Annotated in this window: 21 protein-coding genes and 1 pseudogene; 9 read left to right on the top strand and 13 right to left on the bottom strand. The window is 59.7% G+C overall.

What is annotated here, in order from left to right; genetic code table 11:
- Positions 1-72 precede the first annotated feature (72 nt).
- From KGB23_RS05945 to KGB23_RS05935, 3 genes and pseudogenes are all read left to right on the top strand, one after another.
- On the top strand, positions 73-1,392 hold the full coding sequence (locus tag KGB23_RS05945; protein ID WP_095133165.1) for an MFS transporter: 1,320 nt from the start codon (positions 73-75) through the stop codon (positions 1,390-1,392).
- A gap of 206 nt (positions 1,393-1,598) precedes the next feature.
- Positions 1,599-1,787 (top strand): annotated as a pseudogene (locus tag KGB23_RS05940) (hypothetical protein); the annotation flags it as partial.
- Between the two features lie 92 nt (positions 1,788-1,879).
- The gene (locus tag KGB23_RS05935) at positions 1,880-2,509 is read left to right on the top strand and encodes a flavin reductase family protein (RefSeq protein ID WP_223430278.1); all 630 of its coding nucleotides are present in this window, start codon (positions 1,880-1,882) and stop codon (positions 2,507-2,509) included.
- Here the strand turns inward: KGB23_RS05935 and KGB23_RS05930 are convergent, their stop codons facing one another.
- Entirely contained in the window at positions 2,510-2,740 is a 231-nt protein-coding gene (locus KGB23_RS05930) for a hypothetical protein (RefSeq protein WP_008156042.1), read from the bottom strand.
- A gap of 42 nt (positions 2,741-2,782) precedes the next feature.
- Entirely contained in the window at positions 2,783-3,136 is a 354-nt protein-coding gene (locus tag KGB23_RS05925; protein ID WP_134417483.1) for a putative quinol monooxygenase, read from the bottom strand.
- A gap of 335 nt (positions 3,137-3,471) precedes the next feature.
- Between KGB23_RS05925 and KGB23_RS05920 the strand changes: the two genes are divergently transcribed.
- Positions 3,472-4,401, top strand: coding sequence for an AraC family transcriptional regulator (locus tag KGB23_RS05920; protein WP_223430277.1), 930 nt, complete (start codon positions 3,472-3,474; stop codon positions 4,399-4,401).
- A 114-nt stretch (positions 4,402-4,515) separates the two neighbouring features.
- Here the strand turns inward: KGB23_RS05920 and KGB23_RS05915 are convergent, their stop codons facing one another.
- From KGB23_RS05915 to KGB23_RS05890, 6 genes are all read right to left on the bottom strand, one after another.
- Complete coding sequence (locus KGB23_RS05915; RefSeq protein WP_150658566.1) at positions 4,516-5,571, bottom strand: ABC transporter ATP-binding protein; 1,056 nt, start codon at positions 5,569-5,571, stop codon at positions 4,516-4,518.
- A gap of 15 nt (positions 5,572-5,586) precedes the next feature.
- Positions 5,587-6,435, bottom strand: a complete 849-nt coding sequence (locus KGB23_RS05910; protein WP_008156049.1) for an ABC transporter permease — start codon at positions 6,433-6,435, stop codon at positions 5,587-5,589.
- Positions 6,432-7,340 (bottom strand): ABC transporter permease, encoded by a 909-nt coding sequence (locus KGB23_RS05905; protein ID WP_046049702.1) that lies wholly within the window; start codon positions 7,338-7,340, stop codon positions 6,432-6,434. The genes KGB23_RS05910 and KGB23_RS05905 overlap by 4 nt, the downstream gene beginning before the upstream one ends.
- Before the next feature lie 194 nt (positions 7,341-7,534).
- A complete protein-coding gene (locus tag KGB23_RS05900) occupies positions 7,535-8,638 on the bottom strand; it encodes an ABC transporter substrate-binding protein (RefSeq protein ID WP_223430276.1) in 1,104 nt (367 codons plus the stop codon).
- A 218-nt stretch (positions 8,639-8,856) separates the two neighbouring features.
- Positions 8,857-10,305, bottom strand: coding sequence for an aldehyde dehydrogenase family protein (locus KGB23_RS05895; protein ID WP_223430275.1), 1,449 nt, complete (start codon positions 10,303-10,305; stop codon positions 8,857-8,859).
- 8 nt (positions 10,306-10,313) lie between these two features.
- Positions 10,314-11,951, bottom strand: a complete 1,638-nt coding sequence (locus tag KGB23_RS05890) for a 5-guanidino-2-oxopentanoate decarboxylase (RefSeq protein ID WP_223430274.1) — start codon at positions 11,949-11,951, stop codon at positions 10,314-10,316.
- A 159-nt stretch (positions 11,952-12,110) separates the two neighbouring features.
- On the opposite strand from KGB23_RS05890, the gene KGB23_RS05885 reads away from it, so the two are divergent.
- Positions 12,111-12,992 carry a LysR substrate-binding domain-containing protein gene (locus tag KGB23_RS05885; RefSeq protein WP_008156058.1) on the top strand — a complete coding sequence of 294 codons (882 nt, stop codon included), beginning with the start codon at positions 12,111-12,113 and terminating at the stop codon, positions 12,990-12,992.
- 205 nt (positions 12,993-13,197) lie between these two features.
- On the opposite strand, the gene KGB23_RS05880 is transcribed toward KGB23_RS05885, so the two are convergent.
- Together KGB23_RS05880 and KGB23_RS05875 are read right to left on the bottom strand one after the other, a co-directional pair.
- Positions 13,198-13,812, bottom strand: coding sequence for an NAD(P)-dependent oxidoreductase (locus KGB23_RS05880; protein ID WP_223430273.1), 615 nt, complete (start codon positions 13,810-13,812; stop codon positions 13,198-13,200).
- 173 nt (positions 13,813-13,985) lie between these two features.
- Complete coding sequence (locus KGB23_RS05875; RefSeq protein WP_223430272.1) at positions 13,986-14,867, bottom strand: MBL fold metallo-hydrolase; 882 nt, start codon at positions 14,865-14,867, stop codon at positions 13,986-13,988.
- A 114-nt stretch (positions 14,868-14,981) separates the two neighbouring features.
- Between KGB23_RS05875 and KGB23_RS05870 the strand changes: the two genes are divergently transcribed.
- Positions 14,982-15,887 carry a LysR family transcriptional regulator gene (locus KGB23_RS05870; protein ID WP_223430271.1) on the top strand — a complete coding sequence of 302 codons (906 nt, stop codon included), beginning with the start codon at positions 14,982-14,984 and terminating at the stop codon, positions 15,885-15,887.
- Between the two features lie 35 nt (positions 15,888-15,922).
- Positions 15,923-16,144, top strand: coding sequence for a hypothetical protein (locus tag KGB23_RS05865; protein ID WP_046049710.1), 222 nt, complete (start codon positions 15,923-15,925; stop codon positions 16,142-16,144).
- Positions 16,145-16,153: 9 nt separating this feature from the next.
- Here KGB23_RS05865 and KGB23_RS05860 read toward each other — a convergent pair whose 3' ends face one another.
- Entirely contained in the window at positions 16,154-17,050 is an 897-nt protein-coding gene (locus KGB23_RS05860) for a helix-turn-helix domain-containing protein (protein WP_223430270.1), read from the bottom strand.
- A gap of 179 nt (positions 17,051-17,229) precedes the next feature.
- Between KGB23_RS05860 and pobA the strand changes: the two genes are divergently transcribed.
- Both pobA and KGB23_RS05850 read left to right on the top strand, forming a co-directional pair.
- Positions 17,230-18,423 carry a 4-hydroxybenzoate 3-monooxygenase gene (gene pobA, locus KGB23_RS05855; RefSeq protein ID WP_223430269.1) on the top strand — a complete coding sequence of 398 codons (1,194 nt, stop codon included), beginning with the start codon at positions 17,230-17,232 and terminating at the stop codon, positions 18,421-18,423.
- Positions 18,424-18,503: 80 nt separating this feature from the next.
- Positions 18,504-20,021: an MDR family MFS transporter gene (locus KGB23_RS05850; protein ID WP_223430268.1), complete on the top strand. Its 1,518-nt coding sequence runs from the start codon at positions 18,504-18,506 to the stop codon at positions 20,019-20,021.
- Positions 20,022-20,145: 124 nt separating this feature from the next.
- On the opposite strand, the gene KGB23_RS05845 is transcribed toward KGB23_RS05850, so the two are convergent.
- Positions 20,146-20,994 carry a cache domain-containing protein gene (locus tag KGB23_RS05845; RefSeq protein WP_223430267.1) on the bottom strand — a complete coding sequence of 283 codons (849 nt, stop codon included), beginning with the start codon at positions 20,992-20,994 and terminating at the stop codon, positions 20,146-20,148.
- 123 nt (positions 20,995-21,117) lie between these two features.
- A complete protein-coding gene (locus KGB23_RS05840) occupies positions 21,118-21,990 on the bottom strand; it encodes an ATPase (protein WP_150658579.1) in 873 nt (290 codons plus the stop codon).
- Positions 21,991-22,002: the final 12 nt, after the last annotated feature.

The following is a 22,002-nucleotide window of genomic DNA, read 5'->3' as shown; positions in this document are numbered from 1 at the left end:
CAGCTCCTGCTATAGCCCAAGCAGGCTGCGTTTCAACGCGCTCCACAAAAACAATTAAATGAAGGATCCGTCATGGATAACTCACAAACCCTGCCTCTTGGGTCGGCAGCTACGCCTGCCAAAGAAAGAACCACTGCCAGTCGCATCAAATCGATCTTCAGCGGCTCTGTCGGCAACATGGTCGAGTGGTACGACTGGTACGTCTACGCCGCCTTCTCCCTGTACTTCGCCAAGGCCTTTTTCCCCAAAGGCGACACCACCGCACAACTGCTGAACACCGCCGCGATCTTCGCCGTGGGCTTCCTGATGCGCCCGATCGGTGGCTGGTTGATGGGCCTCTACGCCGACAAGGCCGGTCGCAAGAAAGCACTGATGGCTTCGGTGTACCTGATGTGTTTCGGCTCGCTGCTGATCGCCCTGAGCCCGGGTTATGAAACCATCGGCATCGGCGCACCGATCCTGCTGATTTTCGCCCGTTTGCTGCAAGGCCTGTCGGTCGGTGGCGAGTACGGCACCTCGGCAACGTACCTCAGCGAGATGGCGACCAAGGATCGTCGCGGTTTCTACTCCAGCTTCCAGTACGTGACCCTGATCTCCGGTCAGCTCATCGCCCTGGCCGTGTTGATCGTGCTGCAACAGACCCTGACCACTGAAGAGCTGTACGCCTGGGGCTGGCGCATCCCGTTCGCCATCGGTGCGCTGTGTGCAGTGGTCGCGCTGTACCTGCGTCGTGGCATGGAAGAAACCGAGTCGTTCACCAAGAAAGAGAAGGCCAAGGAAAGCGCCATGCGCACCTTGATGCGCCATCCGAAGGAACTGATGACCGTGGTCGGCCTGACCATGGGCGGCACCCTGGCGTTCTACACCTACACCACGTACATGCAGAAATACCTGGTGAACACTGTCGGCATGAGCATCTCCGACTCCACCACCATTTCCGCTGCCACGCTGTTCCTGTTCATGTGCCTGCAACCGATCATCGGCGGCTTGTCGGATAAAGTCGGTCGTCGGCCGATCCTGATTGCCTTCGGTATTCTCGGGACGCTGTTCACCGTGCCGATCCTGACCACCCTGCACACCGTGCAGACCTGGTGGGGCGCGTTCTTCCTGATCATGGCAGCGCTGATCATCGTCAGCGGCTACACCTCGATCAACGCGGTGGTCAAAGCCGAACTGTTCCCGACCGAAATCCGCGCCCTGGGCGTCGGCCTGCCGTACGCGCTGACCGTGTCGATCTTCGGCGGCACCGCTGAATACATCGCACTGTGGTTCAAGAGCATCGGCATGGAAACCGGTTACTACTGGTATGTCACCGCGTGTATTGCCGTGTCGTTGCTGGTCTACGTGACCATGAAAGACACCCGCAAACATTCGCGGATCGAGACGGACTGAGTCCGCCAGCGACATAAAAAAGGGGCAGACCTGGCAAAGGTCTGCCCCTTTTTCATTGGCGCTGAAAGCGTGCGATCAAGACAAGTCAGTGCGCCACGAACATTTTGTCACATAAGCAAAAGAGCGAATTAATCAGCGGTTAACGCCCTCCACGGACTCTCCTCGCCGATTCATTGCATTGTGCAAGCGAACCTGGAGTACACACCATGAAAACCCAACTGATCCTCGCCCTGACCCTCTCTGTACTGGCCGCCAATACCTTCGCCGCTGACGGTTACGATCGCACCGGCTCTGCCGCTTTCACCTTAGGAAGTGGCGCTGCAGTCGCCTCCGCTGGAAACGATCGCACTGACTCAGCCGAGGTCGCTTCCGACGGCGCCGATCACACCGAAGCAACCCGTACCAACTGATCTCACGCTGGAAATTACTCGTCAGCCCTTGCACTATGGCCGTCTTCGCTACGAACCGAATTCAGGAACCCCATGCCATGGCTGACGACATCCATTACTACGAACCCGCCAACGGCCACGGCCTGCCGCATGACCCGTTCAACGCCATCGTCGGCCCGCGTCCCATTGGCTGGATTTCCTCTCAGGATGCCAATGGCCGCCTGAACCTGGCGCCTTACAGTTTCTTCAACGCGTTCAACTACATTCCGCCGATCATTGGGTTTTCCAGTGTCGGGCGCAAAGACAGCCTGAATAACATCGAGCGAACCGGCGAATTTGCCTGGAACCTGGCGACCCGTCCGCTGGCCGAGCAGATGAACCAGTGCTCTGCCATGGTCAGGCCTGAGGTCAACGAGTTCGAACTGTCCGGGCTAACCCCGGCAGCGTCGAAAATCATTCAGGTGCCGCGCGTCGCCGAAAGTCCGGTGTCCTTCGAGTGCAAGGTCACGCAGATCATTCAGTTGCAGCGGGCCGATGGCAACGTGGTGCCGAGCTGGCTGATTCTCGGCGAAGTGGTCGCCGTGCATATCGCCAAGTGGCTGTTGAAGGATGGGGTGTACGACACCGCCGCAGCAGAACCGATTCTGCGCGGCGGTGGGCCAGCGGATTATTTCCAGCTGGGGCCTGAGGCGTTGTTCAAGATGTATCGCCCGGGGGCGGTCAAGTAATTACCAGATCAGGTCGCCGTCTTCGCTGACGTCCCTGAGACGGGTCAGTTCCTTGGCTGCGGCCTCATCGGCCTCATGGGCAGTTTTGAAGGTCTGTTCTTCGAGCAGCTTGTGAAAGCGCGGCGCACCCGAACCACCGATGGCTTTGGTGGCGATTGCGGCGTGATAACCGCCTTCACGGGGTACTACGGCAGATACGGCTTCGAAGGTTTCAAAGGCTTTGCGTGCCATGTCGCGGATCCTGGCTGAATGGAGAATTGAGCCATTAAACCCTCAACCCGCCATTTTGTGTACCCACGACTGGGACTGCCCCAGCGCCTGGGCAGCCGACACGTCCTTGAAGGTATGAAAATCCAGGCTGTTGACCACCAGGTCTTGCACCAACTCGGCAAAAATCTGCATCGCCGGGGTGCTGAAGTAAGCGGTCATGGCCTGCTGGTTCGTCCAGAAACCGGACACCAGCCACAACTCCGGATCGCACTGTGAATGTTGCAGGGCAAAATTCAGGCAACCCGGTGCGCTGCGGGACGGCTCGATCAAGGCGCTCAGGCGCGCGCCGAGCTCCGCCGAACGGCCGGCGCGAGCGCGGACAAAGGCCATATGACTGACGGGGATCTGCGTAGACATGTTCAACCCTCCCAGGTACTCGAGTGGCAGCCGTGGGACGGGCTGCGACAGGATCCAAGATTAAGCGCGCAGGTAGAAGCGCGGTTAGTCGATTCCTGCCGGCTTATTGCACAATCCTGCGCGGTTTCTCGAAAAACCCGTATCAACCTGTAAAAGCTTTCGTGCCAATGAAACAGCGCTTTCAAGCAAGTTTCCCTTGGGTTGCCCTGTCATAGAGGCACCGTTAATCCACGCCATGCAGAATCAGGCAAGCTTGAGGCAGGATGTGTCTACCGCTGTTGCTTGCACAAACTTAAGCTCAGCTCATTACCAACGCCTTGCAGAGGATGCCGTGCATGTCGTCGCTCGATCACTTTGAAGCCCCGCTGGACGCCGACATGGAGAAACAGCGCGCGGAACTGGCCGCTATCATTCGCCATAACACGGCGGAGGATGGCACTTATGCGACTGCCGTCGGCTCGCTCTTCATTTCTCGCCATAGCAAGTCCCATGAGTTTGCCCCGGTACTGGCGCAACCCGCGCTGTGCATCATGGCGCAGGGCCGCAAAGAGGTCAGGCTGGCCGATGAATACTTCAATTACGATCCGCTGAATTACCTGGTGGTGTCGGTCTCGATGCCACTGAGCGGGCGTGTGGTGAATGTCACGTCTGAAGAACCGATCCTCGCGGTGCGGCTGGATATCGACCCGGCGGAAATCACTGCGCTGATTGCCGATGCCGGCCCTCTCGGTGTGCCAACCCGGCCGACGGGACGCGGCTTGTATGTCGAACGGATCGACACCGCGATGCTCGACGCGGTGTTGCGTCTGGCACGCTTGCTGGATGCACCGAAAGACATCGCCATGCTCGCACCGCTGATTCGCCGGGAAATCCTGTATCGACTATTGCGTAGCCAGCAGGGTCATCGGCTGTACGAAATCGCAATCGCCAACAGCCAGAGCCATCGCATCAGCCAGGCGATCAAATGGCTCAACGGCAACTATGAACAGCCGTTGCGCATCGATGATCTGGCGAAGGAAGTGAACCTGAGCGTGTCGACGTTGCATCACCGGTTCAAGGCGATGACGGCGATGAGTCCGTTGCAGTATCAGAAACAACTGCGCCTGCAAGAAGCGCGACGGTTGATGCTGGCGGAAGGGTTGGAGGCTTCGGCGGCGGGGTATCGGGTCGGGTATGAAAGCCCCTCGCAATTCAGCCGGGAGTACAGTCGATTGTTTGGGGCACCGCCGTTAAGGGATTTGGCGCGGTTGCGGTTGACGGTTTGATCTGGTTTTTGTGCTGGTTTTGCCGGCCTCATCGCGAGCAGGCTCACTCCCACATTGGACCGGTGTACACCAGACCACTGTGGGAGCGAGCCTGCTCGCGATGGGGCCAGTCAATCAGGCGCCGAGTACGCGGCACGCCTCGGCAGGAAGGGTCACCGACACCGGATTGCCAATGCTCAACCCAAACCCCTGACACGGCGTGCTCAACGCCGTAAACGACACCCCGGAACACTCCACGGTCGTTTCAATCGTCGCGCCAATATCGCGCACGAACGTCACCTTGCCGAGCAACCGATTCCCCGCCGTCGCCTGTGGATGCGACAGTTGCAGGTCCTCAGGGCGAATCAGCATTTTGACTTTCTCCCCCACCACAATGCTGCTGCAGATCGGCACTTCCAGCGCATCGCCGCCCGGTAACCCAACCTTCCCGTTACCCAGCGCCGTGGCCGGGAAAATATTGCCCGAGCCGATAAAGTCCGCGACAAATTCATTGGCCGGGTGACGATAAATCTCAATCGGCGTGCCCACTTGCTGCACGCGATGTTCACCCAATACCACAACGATATCCGCCATGGTCATGGCTTCACGCTGGTCGTGGGTCACCATGATGGTGGTGATGTTCAAGCGTTGTTGCAGCTGACGGATTTCCACCTGCATCGATTCACGCAGCTTGGCATCCAGCGCCGACAGCGGTTCGTCGAGCAGGAGGATTTTCGGGTGATTGGCAATCGCCCGGGCAATCGCCACGCGCTGACGTTGGCCACCAGAAAGTTTCGACACCGGACGGTCGATCATTTCCTGCAACTGAATCAGTTGCAGCAACTCCACCACCCGCGCCTGCTGATCAGCCTTGCTGACCCCACGCAGTTTCAGCGGATAGGCGATGTTCTCCCCCACCGTCATGTGCGGAAACAGCGCCAGCGATTGAAACACCATGCCGAAGTTACGTTGATGCGCCGGCGTATGGCCGATGTCTTCACCGTCCAGGCGAATCTCGCCGCCGCTCAGGGTTTCGAGCCCTGCGATCATGCGCAGCAACGTGGTTTTTCCGCAGCCCGACGGGCCGAGAAAACACACCAGTTTGCCCTCAGGTAAATGCAGGTTTACATCCTTTACCGCGCAGGCCGAGCCGTAATGTTTCTCGACGTTTTCCAGAATCAGACCAGTCATGTTGCACCTCAAGAATCAGAACGAAACGCCACCTTCACCAACCAGCTTCTCCAACGCCCAGATCAGGACGAAGTCGATCAGCACGATCAGCACGGCAAACGAGAAAACGGTTGGGTCGAGCGAAGACACAGTGCGGCTGTACATCCAGATCGGCACGGTCATGACGTCGATGGTGTAGAGGAAGTAGGTCACGGTGAATTCGTTGAACGAGACGATGAACGCCAGCAGCATCCCCGCCAGAATCCCCGACTTCATCAACGGCACCACCACATCGATAATCGCCCGGGTCGGCGAAGCACCGAGCATCTGTGCGGCCTCTTCGACTTCGCTGCCGATGGAGAGCATCGCAGCGGTGCAGTTTTTCACCACGAACGGTAACGCCAGGATCACGTGGGCAATCACCAGTCGCGACGTCGTGATTTGAAAGGGCAGGCTGTCGAACACCAGCAGCAACGCCAGCCCCAACACCACCATCGGAAACACCAATGGCAGCGACATCAGTTGCAGCGCCACGGCTTTGCCGCGGAACTCGCAACGGGTCAGCGCGTAAGCTGCCGGCACTGCGACGATCGTCGCAAACACCATGGTCAGGCACGCGACCATCAGGCTGGTGGTCATGGCCTTGCCGAGGCTCAGCACATCGCTGGAATCCGGCGACACGAAGGTGTTCCAGGCAGCCTTGTACCATTGCAGGCTGTAGCTGCTCGGCGGGAAGTCGAGGTTCGACGCACCGCTGAACGACATCACGATCATGGTCAGGATCGGCAACACCGCCAGCAGCAGGATGAAGCCCGACAGGATGCCAGCAAACTTGCCGGTCTCGCCGGGCAGCAGCCCATAACGTTTCTTGATCAGGGTGCTCATTGGGAAGCCTCCAGCATGCGCCGACGACGGCCAGTGATGTATTCGGACAAGGTCATGATCGCGAGCGTGGTGACAATCAGCACCACACCGGCAGCGGACGCGGCGGGCCAGTTCATCAGCGGGGCGATCTGGTCATGCACCATCACGGCCAGCATCGGCACACGTCGGCCACCGAGCAGCAAAGGCACAACGAAGCTGCTGGCGTTGTAGGCGAATACCAACGTCGCGCCGGTGATGATCCCCGGCATGCTCATCGGCAGCACCACCTGACGGAACACCTGCAAGCGACTGGCGCCCAGCGTTGCGGCAGCTTCTTCGTAGGTACGGGCGACGCCGCGCATGGCGCTGGCAATCGGCAGCACGGCCAACGGGAACGCGGTTTGCACCAGGCCCATCAATACGCCGTTCTGGTTGTAGAGCAGCATGATCGGGCGCTTGATCAGGCCCAGGCCCATCAGCGCCTGATTGAGCATCCCGCCAGGTCCCAGAATCACCAGCCAGCCGTAGCTTTGCAGCAACAGGTTGACCAGCAACGGCAACAGCACCGCGGCGAGGAAGATCCGTCGCACAAACGGTGAGGTCAGGCGCGACATGGTGTAGGCCACCGGGATCGCCAACACGACCGCGATCACCGCGCTGATCAGCGCCAGACGCAGGGTCAGCAGCAAGGATTTGAGGTAATACGGTTCCAGCAGTTGGGCGTAACTGGCCAGGCTGAACCCGGTCCATTCCGCGCCTTTGGTGCCCACGCTCATGCGCAGTACCAGCAGGCTGGCGGCGATCAGTACGCCCAGAAACAGCATCGACGGCGAGAGAAAAATCCAGGCACGCGTCGTCGGCGAAACACCCCGATTGACGCGCACAGGAGCGGCGGCGACCGGATGAGTCAGAGGTTGGTGTTCCATAGCAAGGGTCTCGTCAATGGAAAGCAGCTGACAAACACAAGTCTTGAAACCACGACGTTCTAGCGTGGGAGCGGGCTTGCTCGCGAAGGGGCCGTGTCAGTCGACATCAATGTTGAATGTCACACCGCTTTCGCGAGCAAGCCCGCTCCCACATTTGATTTGTTGTGCTCTTGGGGCTTGTGTTCGTCACTCGATCAGGAAGAAAAGATTTCCGTGTAACGACGAATCCATTGGTCATGCACGGAGGCCAGGAAGGCGTTGTCGTGCATGATCGCTTTCTCGGCAATCTGCTCAGGCGTGAGGATGTACGGGCTCTTGCGCGCTTCGGCGGAGATGATCGCCTTGGCGTTGACCGGACCGTTGTAGATGTCCTCAGCCATCTTGCCCTGCACCAGTGGGTCCAGAGAGTGGTTGATGAAGGCGTAGGCCAGGTCGGTATCGCCCGGACGATTCTTCGGCATCACCGAGAGCATCAGGTCGGTGTAGAAACCTTCCTTCATGCCGAACGTAGCGCCCAGACCGTATGCCGGGTCGCGGATCTGTTTCGGGAAAAACGCTGGCGCGTACAGGCCACCCATGTCCAGCGAGCCGGTGCGGAACAGCTCGGCGATCTGGTTAGGGTTTTCACCCAGGGTCACCACACGATCTTTCAGCTCGGCGAGTTTCTTGAAGCCAGGCTCGATGTTGTGTTCGTCACCACCGGCCAGTTTGGCGGCGATGATGATCAGGTCCATCGCTTCGGTCCAGTTCGGCGGCGGCAGGAAGATGTTCGGTGCCAGCTCGGGATCCCACAGGGAGGCGTAGCTGTCCGGCGCTTCTTTGATGGTGCGGGTGCTGTAGACCAGGCTGTTGCACCAGAGCAGGTAACCGATGCCGTGACCGTTGGCGCCGGTGCGGTATTTCTCCGGTACGTCGACCAGGTTGGGAATGCGATTGAGGTCGGGTTTTTCCAGCAGGTTGGCCGCGGCCAGGCCTTCGGCACCGACGCCTGCCAGGGTGATGATGTCGTACTGCGGACGATCACCGCCGGCCTTGAGCTTGGCGACCATTTCCGAGGTGCTGCCGGTGCGGTCAGCGATGACCTTGCAGCCGTACTTGTCTTCGAAGGTTGCCGCGATGTTGCGCAGTGCGGCCAGACCGGTGTCATCCGACCAGGTCAGCAAACGCAGGGTCTTGCCCGCAAAGCGTGTGTCGCTGGCGTTAGCCTTGATGAACGGCATGCTCATGGCGGCCGCTGCCACCGAGGCTACGCCCACGGTTTTGATGAATTGACGTCTGTTCAGATCATGCTCGCCCATTACGGACTCCCTTTGTTTTTGTAGGTATGAGGCTGGTCGCAACCGTTGCATCTGCGCCGCCAGATCTGCTTAAAGCCCCCGTATTCACGGGGTTTGCGCTGAGCCGACGGGTTCATCCTGAGGTCGTGCAAAACACCTGACTATCGATAAAAACTCATTGAAGCCATGACGCCAGCGCATGCCTCATCACGAGGCATGTGCTGACCCTTTTCGAGCCGTCAGACCGCTCGAATCACGTGTTTGATTTCCTGGAAAGCCTGCAAGCCCCACGGCCCCAATTCGCGGCCGATGCTGCTCTGTTTGTAGCCACCCCAAGCGGTCTGCGGGAAGATCACTTGCGGCGCGTTGATCCACACAAGCCCCGCCTGCAAAGCGTTGGCAACCCGATCTGCCGCTTCGGCGTCGCGGGTGACCACGCTGGCCACGAGGCCGAACTGGCTGTCATTGGCCAGGGCAATCGCCTCGGCTTCGCTGGCAAAACTGCGCACGCAGATCACCGGACCGAAAATCTCTTCGCACCACAGCGCACTGTCGAGGGGCACTTCGGTAAAAATCGTCGGCTGCAAAAAATAGCCGCGCGACAGGTCTGCCGGACGATTGCCGCCGCAAACCAGCTTGGCGCCAGCACTCAAACCACGATCGATGTGACCAAGTACGCGCTGGTATTGCGCTTGGTTGACCAGTGCGCCCATTTCCACGTTCGGGTCGAACGGGTCGGCCACGCGAATGGCTTCGGCGCGGGCCTTCAACCGGATGAGGAATTCGTCCGCCAGTTCATCGGCGATCAGCACACGACTGGTGGCCGAGCACATCTGCCCGGCGTTGAAGAAACCGCCGCCACAGGCCACTTCCACGGCCAGTTCGATGTCTGCGTCTTTGAGCACCACCAGCGAGGATTTTCCGCCCAGTTCCAGGCTCACGCCCTTCACGGTTTCTGCGGCACGTTGCATGACTTGAACACCGACGGCGTTGCTGCCGGTGAAGGAAATCTTGGCGATGCGCGGGTCAGCCGACAACGGCGCACCGACGGCCAGGCCAGTGCCGCAGACCAGGTTGAACACACCCTTGGGCAGACCGGCCTCGGCGATGATCGTCGCCAGTTCCAGTTCCGGCAGCGGCGTCACTTCGGACGGTTTGAGCACCACGCAGCAGCCGGCAGCGAGGGCCGGGGCGAGTTTCCACGCGGTGGTGACCATCGGGAAATTCCACGGCACGATCAGGCCGACCACACCACACGGCTCGCGGCGCACACGAGCGCTGAAGTCGTCGGTTGGCAGCTCCACGTTGCTGTCTTGCTTGGCATCGAGCCCTTCAGCCAGACCGGCGTAATACTCGAAGGTGGCGATCACGTCGTCGACGTCGATGGCCGCTTCGAACAGTGGTTTGCCGTTGTTGCTCGACTGCAAATGCATCAACTGTTCACGACCGGCCTGCACGCCCGCAGCGATTCTGCGCAGGATCGCGCCGCGCTCGGCGCCGGTGGTTTTCGACCATTCCTTGAAAGCATTGGACGCGGCAGTGACGGCTTGATCGACAGCACGTTCATCGCCGCCGTTCACGGTGGTCAATAAGGCTTCGGTCGCCGGGTTGATCACGCGTAAGTGTTCATTGCCGGCCGACCATTGACCGTTGATGAACAGGCCATCCAGCGCCGTTGGGAAAGTCATGCGGAAAGTCATTTCGACACCGCCTTCATCCACACAGCCTGATCGATTTCAATCAGTGTCGGGCCCTGGCGATCGGTAGCGGCACGCAGGGCGCTGCGCAGTTGCTCGACACCGCAGACGGCTTCAGCTGCACAGCCCAGCGCCTTGGCCACGCCGATGAAGTCCGGGGTGTAGATATCTACGCCAACCGGCTCGATGTCGCGGTTGACCATGTATTTCTTGATCTCTTCGTAGCCTTGGTTATTCCACAGCAGGACGATCACCGGGGTGCGCGCTTCAACGGCGCTGGCCAATTCCGGCAGGGTAAATTGCAGGCCGCCGTCGCCGATCAGGCACACCACCGGAGGACGTGCGCCGTTTTCAACGCTGCCGCCGAGCCAGGCGCCGATGGCTGCCGGCAAGGCGTAACCGAGGGTGCCGTAACCGGTGGACGAGTTGAACCAGCGACGCGGGCGTTCCGGGTTGAAGGTCAGGTTGCCGGTGTACACCGGTTGGGTCGAATCGCCGACGAAGACTGCGTTTGGCAGTTCGTGCAAGACGGTTTCCAGGAAACGGGTCTGGGCCAGGGTCGGAGCGTCCCACGTGGCAGCCAGTTCGTCGCGCAAGCGTGCGGCACGGACCTGGCCCCAATCGTTACGGCGCTCGGCCAGCGAGTGGTGGGACAGTTCGCTCAGCAAGGCTTGAGCGGCGTTGCGCGAGTCAGCTACCAACGCAACTTTCGGCGGGTAGTTGCGCACGGTCTGGTCGGGGTCGATGTCCACACGCAGCAGCACACCAGGAATTTCGAAACCGCCGGCGAAGGTCACGTCGTAATCGGTCTCGGCCAGTTCGGTGCCGATCGCCAGCACCACGTCCGCTTCAGCCACCAACGCACGAGTCGCGACCAGGCTCTGGGTCGAGCCGATCAACAACGGATGGTTGGATTCGAGCATGCCTTTGGCATTGATGGTCAGGGCCACCGGGGCGTCCAGCAACTCGGCCAGTTCAGTCAACTCGGCGGCGGCATCGATGGCGCCGCCACCGGCGAGAATCAGTGGGCGCTTGGCACCGGCCAGCAGCGCGGTCATGCAGCTGATTGCGCTCGGCGAGGCACCGGCGCGGTCGATGTTCACCGGTACGCTGGCGAGCAGGTCATCGGCCTCTTCGACCAATACGTCCAACGGAATTTCGATATGGACCGGACGCGGACGGCCGGCCTGGAACAGTGCAAAAGCGCGAGCCAGGACGCCCGGCAATTCAGCCGCCGACATCAAGGTGTGGGAGAACGCCGCCACGCCACCGACCAATGCGCTCTGGTTCGGCAGCTCGTGCAGCTTGCCGCGACCGCCGCCCAACTGGCTGCGCGATTGCACGCTGGAGATCACCAGCATCGGGATCGAGTCGGCGTAGGCCTGGCCCATGGCGGTGGTGATGTTGGTCATGCCAGGGCCGGTGATGATGAAGCACACACCCGGTTTGCCGCTGGTGCGAGCGTAACCGTCGGCCATGAAACCGGCGCCCTGTTCGTGACGCGGAGTGACGTGGTTGATGCTCGAACGGGCCAGCCCGCGATACAGCTCCACGGTATGAACCCCGGGAATGCCGAACACCTGCTCAACCCCGTAATCTTCGAGTAACTTGACCAATACTTCGCCGCACGTCGCCATGTCTTTGCCCTTCTTGTTCGTTTGAGACGCCGGACCTGCGCAGTGTTTATGATGAGTGGGCAGGTCCAGGGATGGCCTCATTGGAACGGGCGACACGTAGCCGCAACAATGGATAAAAAGTCATACTAGCCATGTCCTCACGTCATACCTTGGATCCCAATGAAACGATTGCCTCCCCTGCCGGCGCTGCACACCTTTCTGATTACCGCGCAGTGCTGCAACTTCACCCGTGCTGCCGAACAGCTGTACATCACCCAAGGTGCGGTGAGTCGGCAGATCGCCGGGCTGGAAGAACATCTGGGTTATGAACTGTTCATTCGCCAGGCCCGAGGCCTTGACCTGACGGCCGAAGGACGGGAATGGCTGCCACGGGTCCAGCAGATTTTCGGCTTGATCGACGAGGCGGTGGAGCAGATCGGCGAGAAGCGCGAAACCCTGCAACTCAAGGCCCCGACGTGTGTCATGCGCTGGCTGTTGCCACGGCTGTTGCAGTGGCAACGTGAGCGCCCGGATGTGCCGGTGGAATTGACCACCACGGTCAAGCACGGTGTGGATTTTCATCGCGAGCAGTTCGATGCGGCGGTGATGTACGGCGCGCCGCCGGACAGCGCGCTGGCCTCTTTTCATTTGTTCGATGAACAACTGACACCGGTCTGTTCCAAGCCGTTGCTCGAAGGTCCAGTGCCGCTGATGACGCCGGAGGATCTGGAGCAGCACATGTTGCTGCACCCGACACGGGATGAACGGGACTGGAAAGCCTGGCTGGCCACTGCGGATATTCGCTTGAGCAATGTCGGCAAGGGTCAGCATTTCGAAACGCTGGATCTGGCGATGTCGATGGCGTCCCAAGGGACAGGCGTGGCGATCGGGGATTGGTCGTTGATTGGCGATGATTTGAGTGCGGGGCGGCTGGTCATGCCGTTTGAATTGAAGGTGAAGACCGGGTTGGCGTATTACCTGGTTTTCCCGGAAAAACCCGGGCCTTCGCCGAAGTTGCGCGAGTTGATGGGGTGGTTGGTGGAGCAGGCTCAGGCGCGGTGAATGTGTGTGGCGTGGTGTGTCAGTTAGATCCACCCCTCACCCTAACCCTCTCCCCAGAGGGGCGAGGGGACTGATCGAGTTGTTCTTTCAAGCTACGTCGACCTGAAATATCGAGTCGAACTCAGGCTTTGAAAAGCATGGAGATCGGCTCCCTTTCCCCCTCTCCCCTATGGGGAGAGGGCTGGGGTGAGGGGTGGTTTTCAGCTCAATACCCGACTGTGAACCGCTGGCGGGAATGCTTTGGCGCTTCCACTTCATCCAGCACCGCAATCGCATAATCAGCAAAAGTGATCCAGCTCCGCCCTTCGCTACTCACCAGCAAATCATCTTTGCCGATCCGAAACGTCCCCGTGCGTTCACCTTCGACAAACTCTGCCGACGGCGACACAAAGGTCCAGTCCAACTCTTTTTCCTGCCGCAGGTTTTCCAGAAACAGCGCACCGGCACTGGCCTCAGCCTTGTACGCCTGCGGAAAACCCTCGCTGTCGATGACGCGAGTGCCGTCCGGCAGCAACAGCGATCCGGCACCGCCCACCACCAGCAAACGTTTCACACCGGCCTTCTGCACCGGCCCGACAACGGCGCTGGCAGGAAGGGTCGCAAAGTGCGCAGCGCTGATCACCACGTCATGGCCCGCGACTGCCGCTTGCAACGCTTCGGCATCAAGGGCATCGACATTCTTGGTGACCACACCGGCACGCTGACCGATCTTCAAGGTGTCGCGGGCAATGGCGGTGACGCTGTGACCACGACGCAGGGCTTCTTCCAGCAGTTGGCTACCGGCACGACCGGTGGCACCAATGATTGCGATTTTGCTCATGACGTTCTCCAGCTGTTTGAGTGGCTTATGTGTTACCTGTGGCGAGCGAGCTTGCTCCGGGCGGCGTTCCGACGCTGGGCTGCGCAGCGGCCCCAAAATCCTGCGAGTGCTACGCACTCGAACGGGAGCAAGCTCCCTCGCCACAAAAGCGGTTCAGCTTCAGGTACGGCGAGTTACCACTTCATCTCGCCCTTGGCGACTTTGGCGCTCAGTTCCAGGGAGCTTTCTTCACCCAGCTTCGGGTAGCGTTTTTTCATCGCGGCGATCAGCGCGGCAGCGTCCTTTGCCTTGGCGGTTTCTTCGTCGAAGGCCTTGATGTAATCGGCGGTGAACTGCACGGCGGCCAGCGAACGAGCGCTCTCACCGAGGTAATGGCCCGGCACGATGGTTTTCGGTTTCAAGGTTTCGATTGCATGCAGCGTAGTCAACCAATCGGCGTGGGACTGCGGCGTCTGGGTGTCGGCCATCCACACGTGGATGTTTTCCGCGACGACGACGCCACCAACCACGGCCTTGATCGACGGAATCCAGACAAAGGTGCGGTCCGGCTGCTTGCCCTCAAGCCCCACCACCTGCAACTTCTGCCCTTCGAGCATCAGGCTGTCGCCTTTGAGTACCTGCGGCACGATGGTTTTGGCAGGCACGTCGGTGCCCATTTTCGGCCCCCAGAACGCCAGTTTGCCGTCGACGGTTTTCTGGATGTGATCCACGGTCGGCTGCGAGGCGAGCACTTTGGCGTTGGGGAATGCGGCGGTCAGGGTGTCGAGGCCGAAGTAGTAATCCGGGTCACCGTGGCTGATGTAGATGGTGGTCAGTTGCTTGCCGCTGGCGCGGATCTTCTCGACCACTTGCTCGGCCTGGGATTTGCCAAATTGCGCATCCACCAAAATCGCGTCTTTCTCGCCGCTGACCAACACCGAGGTCACCGGGAAGATCGCCTTGTCGCCCGGGTTGTAGACGTCCAGGGTCAGGGTCGAGGCTGCCGCTGCGTGGGCGGCGAAACCGAGGGTGGCGGTGGCCAGCAAAATACGTTTAAGCGAGGTGAAGCCGATCATCTGTTGCTCCGTTGTTCAATTGCCGTGCTTGGCGATGGGACAGAGCTTAGTTGCATGACTCAGTACAAAAAATGCGATGCTTGAACATAGTTTGTTTCTGAAAGCGGGCAAATCATGGATCGTCTACAAGCAATGCGGGTGTTCGTCACGGTGGTTGACCTCGGCAGCCAATCGGCCGCCGCCGATCACCTGGACCTGTCACGGCCAGTAGTTTCGCGCTATCTGGCGGAGCTGGAGGATTGGGTCGGCGCACGCCTGATGCACCGCACCACGCGCAAGCTGAGCCTGACCGCCGCCGGCAGTGAAATCCTGCCTCGATGTCGGCAGATGCTCGACCTGTCCACGGACATGCAAGCCGCCGTCAGCGAACCGGACGAGGCACCGCGCGGCCTGCTGCGGATCAGCGTCAGCACTTCGTTTGGTCAGGCACAACTGGCGGATGCCATGGCCGCTTACGTCAAACGTTACACCGGCGTCAGCATCGACCTGCAGATGCTCGACCGCACGGTGAACCTGGTGGATGAACGCATCGATCTGGCGATCCGCACCAGCAACGACCTGGACCCGAACCTGATCGCGCGACGGCTGACGGTCTGCCGCTCAGTGATCTGTGCCTCCCCCGCTTATCTGCTCGAACACCCGACGCCGCTGCGGGTCGAGGATCTGAGCCAGCACAATTGCCTGACCCACTCCTACTTCGGCAAAAGCCTCTGGCATTTCGAGGAGGACGGTGAGCAGGTGTCAGTGCCGGTGCAGGGCAACATCAGCGCCAACGAAGCCAGCACGTTGTTGCGCGCGGCGATGGCCGGCGCCGGGGTGGCGATGCTCCCCAGCTATCAGGCCGGCGTGCATATTCACAGCGGCGAACTGATCCGCCTGCTGCCCCACGCCGAACCCCGGCAAATGAACGTTTACGCGGTGTATGCCTCACGCAAACACATGCCGGCGGCGTTGCGCAGCATGCTGGATTTTCTGGTGCTCAGATTTCCGGAAGAGCCTGCGTGGGATATCGGCCTGTGAACACATTCCCCCACACAACTCACTGGCGCTGACCTATGCTGAAAGTAGTACCGAAGGGTATTCGTTCAGAGGTCAACGCCATGAACATCAAAACAAGAAGATACCTCGCGATTTTCATCACCTGCGCAGCCACGCTCGCGCTGTATGGCACCGCGGCCTGGCGCGTCGAGCAGTTGCGACAACTGCCCCGTGAATACGCGAGCTGCAACTTCGAACGCTGCATTCCCCACAACGCGACCCTCAACGCCCTCAAGTAACGAAGGGGATCAGGCCTCGTTGTCCTGATCGGCCTTCAAGCGGTCGCGAAATGCCTTGGGCGAGATCCCCACTCGACGTCGGAACAGGCGCGTGAAGTTGGTCGGATCAGAGAACCCCAACACGTCGGACATTTCATAAATGGTCATGCTGGTATAGGTCAGCAAACGCTTGGCCTCCAGCAATTGACGCTCGTGCATGATCTGCAACGCCGGTTGTCCCGCCAGCTCACGGCAGGTGCCATTGAGGTGGGACACGGAAATCCCCAGCCGATGGGCCAGGTCTTCGACCTTGACGTGTTGGCGATAGGTCTCTTCCACAAGCTGGATAAACCCGTTGAGGTATTCCCGGGCACGCTGCAGACGCTGGCTGGCGTTGCGACGGGAAATCACCTGGCGGCTGACCCACACCATGATCACGCTGACCAGCGAATGCATGAGCATTTCGCGAGCCGGTTGGTGGCCGGTGTATTCGTCTTGCAGCGCTGAAAACAGGCTGTTGAGGTATTCACCTTCCTTGCCCGCCGGATAACTTTCGGCCTGGGCCAGGGCGTTCACCGAGTTACCCAGTTGCGCCTGAAGATGGGCGACCAGCGGCGCAGCCAGGGTCACGACAAACCCTTCGACGTCCTCGGAAAACCGGAAGCCGTGAACGGACAGCGGTGGCAGGATCTGAATCGCCGGCTCGGTCAGCTGCGTACGTTTGCCTTCGATTTCAAGCTCTGCCTGACCTTTGAATACGAAGAGCAACTGGCACAAGTCGGCGTGGCGGTGGGGTTTGATTTCCCATTGGTGTTCGCGGCTGCGTTTGGAAATGGTTTCACAGTGCAGCAAGTCCGGGGTCGGCCAATCCAGGCTTTCACCGTAGAGCTTGAACACTGGAATCGAAGGTAGGTCAGGCTTGTTCATCACTTCAATCCAGGCCTCGGGGGTAGGCGGGCGATAATCGCACCGATTGGCAGAATGTACAGGTATCGGCTCAGTTTTCCCCTTCAATTGACAGACTCGCGAGAGAAAAATGCAAGCACTCGATCCATAAAAATTGTTCACCGGCCCTTGTCGCGTGAAGCTTGCGAGTCATAAAAACAATGAAAACGCTGAAAACCCAAATCGCCATCATCGGCGCCGGTCCGTCCGGTTTATTGCTTGGCCAATTGCTGCACAACGCCGGCATCGACACCCTCATTCTCGAACGCCAGACCCCGGACTATGTGCTCGGACGAATCCGTGCCGGCGTCCTCGAACAAGGCATGGTAGAGCTGTTGCGCCAGGCCGGGGTGGGTCAGCGCATGGACGCCGAAGGGCTGGTCCACACAGGCTTCGAACTGGCCCTCGACGCACGCTGCGTACACATTGATCTGCAAGCCCTGACCGGTGGCAAAACGGTGATGATCTACGGCCAGACCGAGGTCACCCGCGACCTGATGGCCGCTCGTCGGGAGGCCGGTGCGCAGACGATTTACGAGGCCAACAACGTCGTTCCTCACGGGATGAAAACCGAAGAGACGTTCGTGACTTTTGAGAAGGACGGCGAGCTGTATCGACTCGATTGCGACTACATCGCCGGGTGCGACGGTTTCCATGGTGTGGCTCGGCAGTCGATTCCTGCCGAGTGCCTGAAAGTGTTCGAGCGGGTCTATCCGTTTGGCTGGCTCGGCATCCTCGCTGACACGCCGCCTGTTCACGAAGAGCTGGTCTACGCCCGGCATGAGCGCGGTTTTGCCCTGTGCAGCATGCGTTCGGCCACCCGCACTCGCTATTACCTTCAGGTACCGGCCGACGAGCACGTCGAGAACTGGTCTGATCAGCGCTTCTGGGATGAACTCAAATCCCGTCTGCCTGGCGCGTTGGCAGCATCGTTGGTCACTGGGCCTTCCATCGAAAAAAGCATCGCGCCGTTACGCAGTTTTGTCGTCGAACCGATGCAGTACGGACGGATGTTTTTGGTCGGCGATGCCGCGCACATCGTCCCGCCTACCGGCGCCAAGGGCCTGAACCTGGCGGCCAGCGACGTCAGTACGCTGTTCAACATTCTGCTGAAGGTTTACCGAGAAGGCCGTGTGGATTTGCTGGAGAAGTACTCCGAGGTCTGTTTGCGCCGGGTGTGGAAAGCCGAACGGTTTTCCTGGTGGATGACCTCGATGCTGCACTGCTTCGACGATCAAGACGCCTTCAGTCAGCGGATTGCCGAGTCGGAATTGGGGTATTTCGTCGACTCCGAGGCCGGTCGAAAAACCATTGCAGAAAATTACGTCGGCCTTCCATACGAGGCTATCGAATAGCCTGCTACCGACTTACACTGGCGAGCATCCCCGCTCGCCTTGCTCCTTGCGGGTCAATCACTGTCCGCAGGTTCTAACCCGTGACCAATCTCAACCAGCCTGAAACGCCCAAACCGGCCATTCGTAGCGTGTTGATCGCCCTGATGCTGGCAATCTTTCTTGGCGCGTTGGACCAGACCATCGTCGCCGTGTCGATGCCGGCCATTTCCGCACAATTCAAGGACGTCAGCCTGCTGGCTTGGGTGATTTCCGGCTACATGGTAGCGATGACGGTAGCGGTGCCGATCTACGGCAAACTGGGCGATCTGTACGGTCGCCGCAAGTTGATGCTGTTTGGCATGGGGTTGTTCACGGTCGCTTCGTTTTTCTGCGGCATGGCCCAAAGCATGGAACAGCTGGTGCTGGCGCGAATTCTTCAGGGCATCGGCGCCGGCGGGATGATTTCGGTCAGCCAGGCGATTATCGGCGACATCGTGCCGCCCCGGGAACGCGGCCGCTATCAAGGCTATTTCAGCAGTATGTATGCCGTGGCCAGCGTGGCCGGTCCCGTACTCGGCGGTTACATGACCGAGTACCTGTCGTGGCGCTGGGTATTTCTGATCAACCTGCCGTTGGGCCTCGGTGCCTGGCTGGTGGCCAATCGAACGTTGGTGGGTTTGCCAGTGCCGCAACGCAAACCGATCATCGATTACCTCGGCACGTTGCTGATGATCATCGGCTTGACCGCCTTGTTGCTGGGCATCACCCAGGTCGGCCAGGGCCATTCGTGGCGCAGTGCGCAAGTGCTGGGCCTGCTCGGTTGTGCGGTGTGGGTACTGGCGCTGTTCGTCTGGCATGAACGCCGGGCGCGGGAACCGCTGCTGCCGATGCATTTGTTCGCCAATCGCAATGCGATCCTGTGCTGGTGCACGATCTTCTTCACCAGCTTCCAGGCGATCTCGCTGATTGTGTTGATGCCGCTGCGCTTCCAGAGCGTTACCGGCGCCGGGGCCGACAGCGCCGCATTGCACCTGTTGCCGCTGGCGATGGGCTTGCCGATCGGGGCGTATTTCGCCGGCCGCCGGACGTCTGTGACCGGGCGCTACAAACCCATGATCCTGACCGGCGCCCTGCTTATGCCGATCTCGATTCTCGGTATGGCGTTCAGTCCTCCCCAGGCATTTGTGCTCAGTAGTCTGTTCATGTTGCTTAGCGGGATCGCTAGCGGCATGCAATTCCCGACGTCCCTGGTCGGAACGCAGAACTCGGTGCAACAGAGGGATATCGGTGTCGCCACCAGCACCACCAACCTGTTCCGCTCATTGGGCGGGGCGGTGGGTGTGGCGTTGATGTCGGCCCTGCTGCTGGCGTTGTTGCAAGACTCAAGTTTTGCCCACCTGGCCGGCTCTTCGATGATTGCCGAGGGCAGTTCCGGAAATGTCTTGCTCGATGGTTTGAACGCCGCGCCGGGGGATGCGCAGAACGCCTTGCGTGCCGAACTGCTGCTGACCTTTCAACATTTGCTGATGGTCAGTGCGGCGGTGTCGCTGCTGGGGTTGGCGGCGGCGGTTGCCATGCCGAATATGGTGTTGCGGGGGCGGGAAGACAAGGTTCGATAGGAAGACCGAGTCGCCTGCATTCGCGAGCAAGCCCGCTCCCACATTCGACCGAGTTCGCACAGGGGAATGCGATCCAATGTGGGAGCGGGCTTGCTCGCGAAAGCGGTCTGTCAGGCACCGCCATTCAAGGGCTGTAATACCCGACAGCCACCAGAAAATGCCCGACCTTTTTCAGGTAGGCATGCTTGTCCTCGACCTTGCCCGTCACCGGGTTTTTCCAGCGGTACTCGTATTCGCCGGAGTCCTGCGAGGCCATCAGCGCCAGGATCGGCTCGCCAACCGGTTTGCCATCAGGATCATTGATCTTGCTGAAATCGGTATTGATCAACCGCAGGTTGGTGCCGTGGGCGACATATCGCTGGTTATCCAGGTCGACGACGAAGACGTACAGGTCATCCTGCAAGTAACCACCCTTGAGGGAGTTGATGGCCGTGAGCGTGCCCTTCTCGTCCTTGGCCAGATCGGCTGCTGCTTTGTTCAGCAAGGCCATCGCCTGTTCCGCTGAGGCCCGTGGCAAGTAGTACCCCACCGCCAGGATCCGCTGACCGATGCGCTGGTAGAACACATGCTTGCGTTCGACCTTGCCGTCGGACCAGTTCTGCCAGCGATATTCGGCCTGCTGAATGCCATTGCCCTCCGGCACTTTCAAGGCGTCTTTGAAGGCTTTCTGCAAATCCGGCCCGAGCACATCGGACACATCACGGCCAATCAACGCCGAAGACGGTCCGCCGCTGGCAAGCATCACGCCTTGGGTGTCGACCACGAACACGTAACGATCCTTGTCGACAAACTCCCCCTGACGACTGAAAGCAGCGAAGGCCTTGTCGCCATTATCGTGGTAGTACGCCAGGGCTTTTTCCAGCAGGGCTTTGGCAGCCTGGCTGTCGTCCTTTTCCGTGCCGGCGGCTTGAACCTGACCCAGGCACAGCAAAAGCATCACGCCCAGCAAGGCCAACCTATGCAAAAACCCCATTGCGCATCCCTCGTTCTTGTCGGTGTTTCAAGAGCGTAGACGGCAATGGGGTATGTATGGATATTCAGCGAATGGCAGTGTGTAAGGAAATCATTCCCGGAGAATCCGGGAATGATTCATGGCTCAAGGCCGGGCGCGCAGCTGCTGTTGCAGATTCTGAATCTGCGCCTGAAGGGTGTTGATGTTGCGGGTGACCTGGCTACGGAAGGCGTCGAATTCGGCGGTATTGGTCCCGCCTTGAGACGCGGCCGGGCGATTGTCCTGTTGGCTTTTCAGGATGATGACTTCCTGCTCCAGACGTTCGATGGCGGCGCTCGGGTTGCCTTGTTTCCTCAGTGCAACGATATCGGAGCCAAGGCTCTTGAGTTGCGCGTCGAATTTGTCTGTGTCCGCCAGGTTGCTTTTCAGCATGGCTACATCGCTGTTCAAGACTTTGACCTGAGCCTGCAACTGAATGGTGGCGGTCTGTTGTTCGGTGCCTTGCTCGGTTATCTGCGCCAAGCGCTTATCCAGATCGGTGGTTTGTGCGCTCATCAGTGCCAGGCGCTTGTCCAGATCGGTGGTCTGGCCGACAACGCCTTGCTGTTGTTTGCTTTGATCCTGGAGTTTGCTTTCCAGCTGTTTGATTTGCAGCTTCAAGGCTTCGCTGTCGCTGCTGACGTTGGTCTGACTGGCGACAACCTTGCCGGAAATGTCCTGCAAGCGCCCCGCCGCATCTTCACTGATACGCGCGAAACTTTCCTGGGTCGCCACCAATTGCTGTTCCATCAGCGAGAGCTGCTGAAAGCTCCACCAGGCAAGGCCGGCGAAAGCAAAGAACAAGGCGCCAACCAACGCCCACAGCGGGCCGGTGCTCGAGCTTTTGACTTTGACGACTGGCGCGGTCCGCGAATGCACGGAGTTACGAGCCGTGGTCGGAAAATCATCATCGTCGAGGCTGTCGGCACGCAGGCTCGGTACATCGAAGTCGTCGTTGGCATCATTACGCATGGACATTGAGTCAACCTT

The organism is Pseudomonas sp. GL-B-26, assembly GCF_019947405.1.
In the GTDB taxonomy this organism is placed as follows: Bacteria; Pseudomonadota; Gammaproteobacteria; order Pseudomonadales; family Pseudomonadaceae; genus Aquipseudomonas.
Note: the sequence above shows the minus strand (reverse complement) of the source record. Positions and strands in the feature narration are given on the sequence as shown.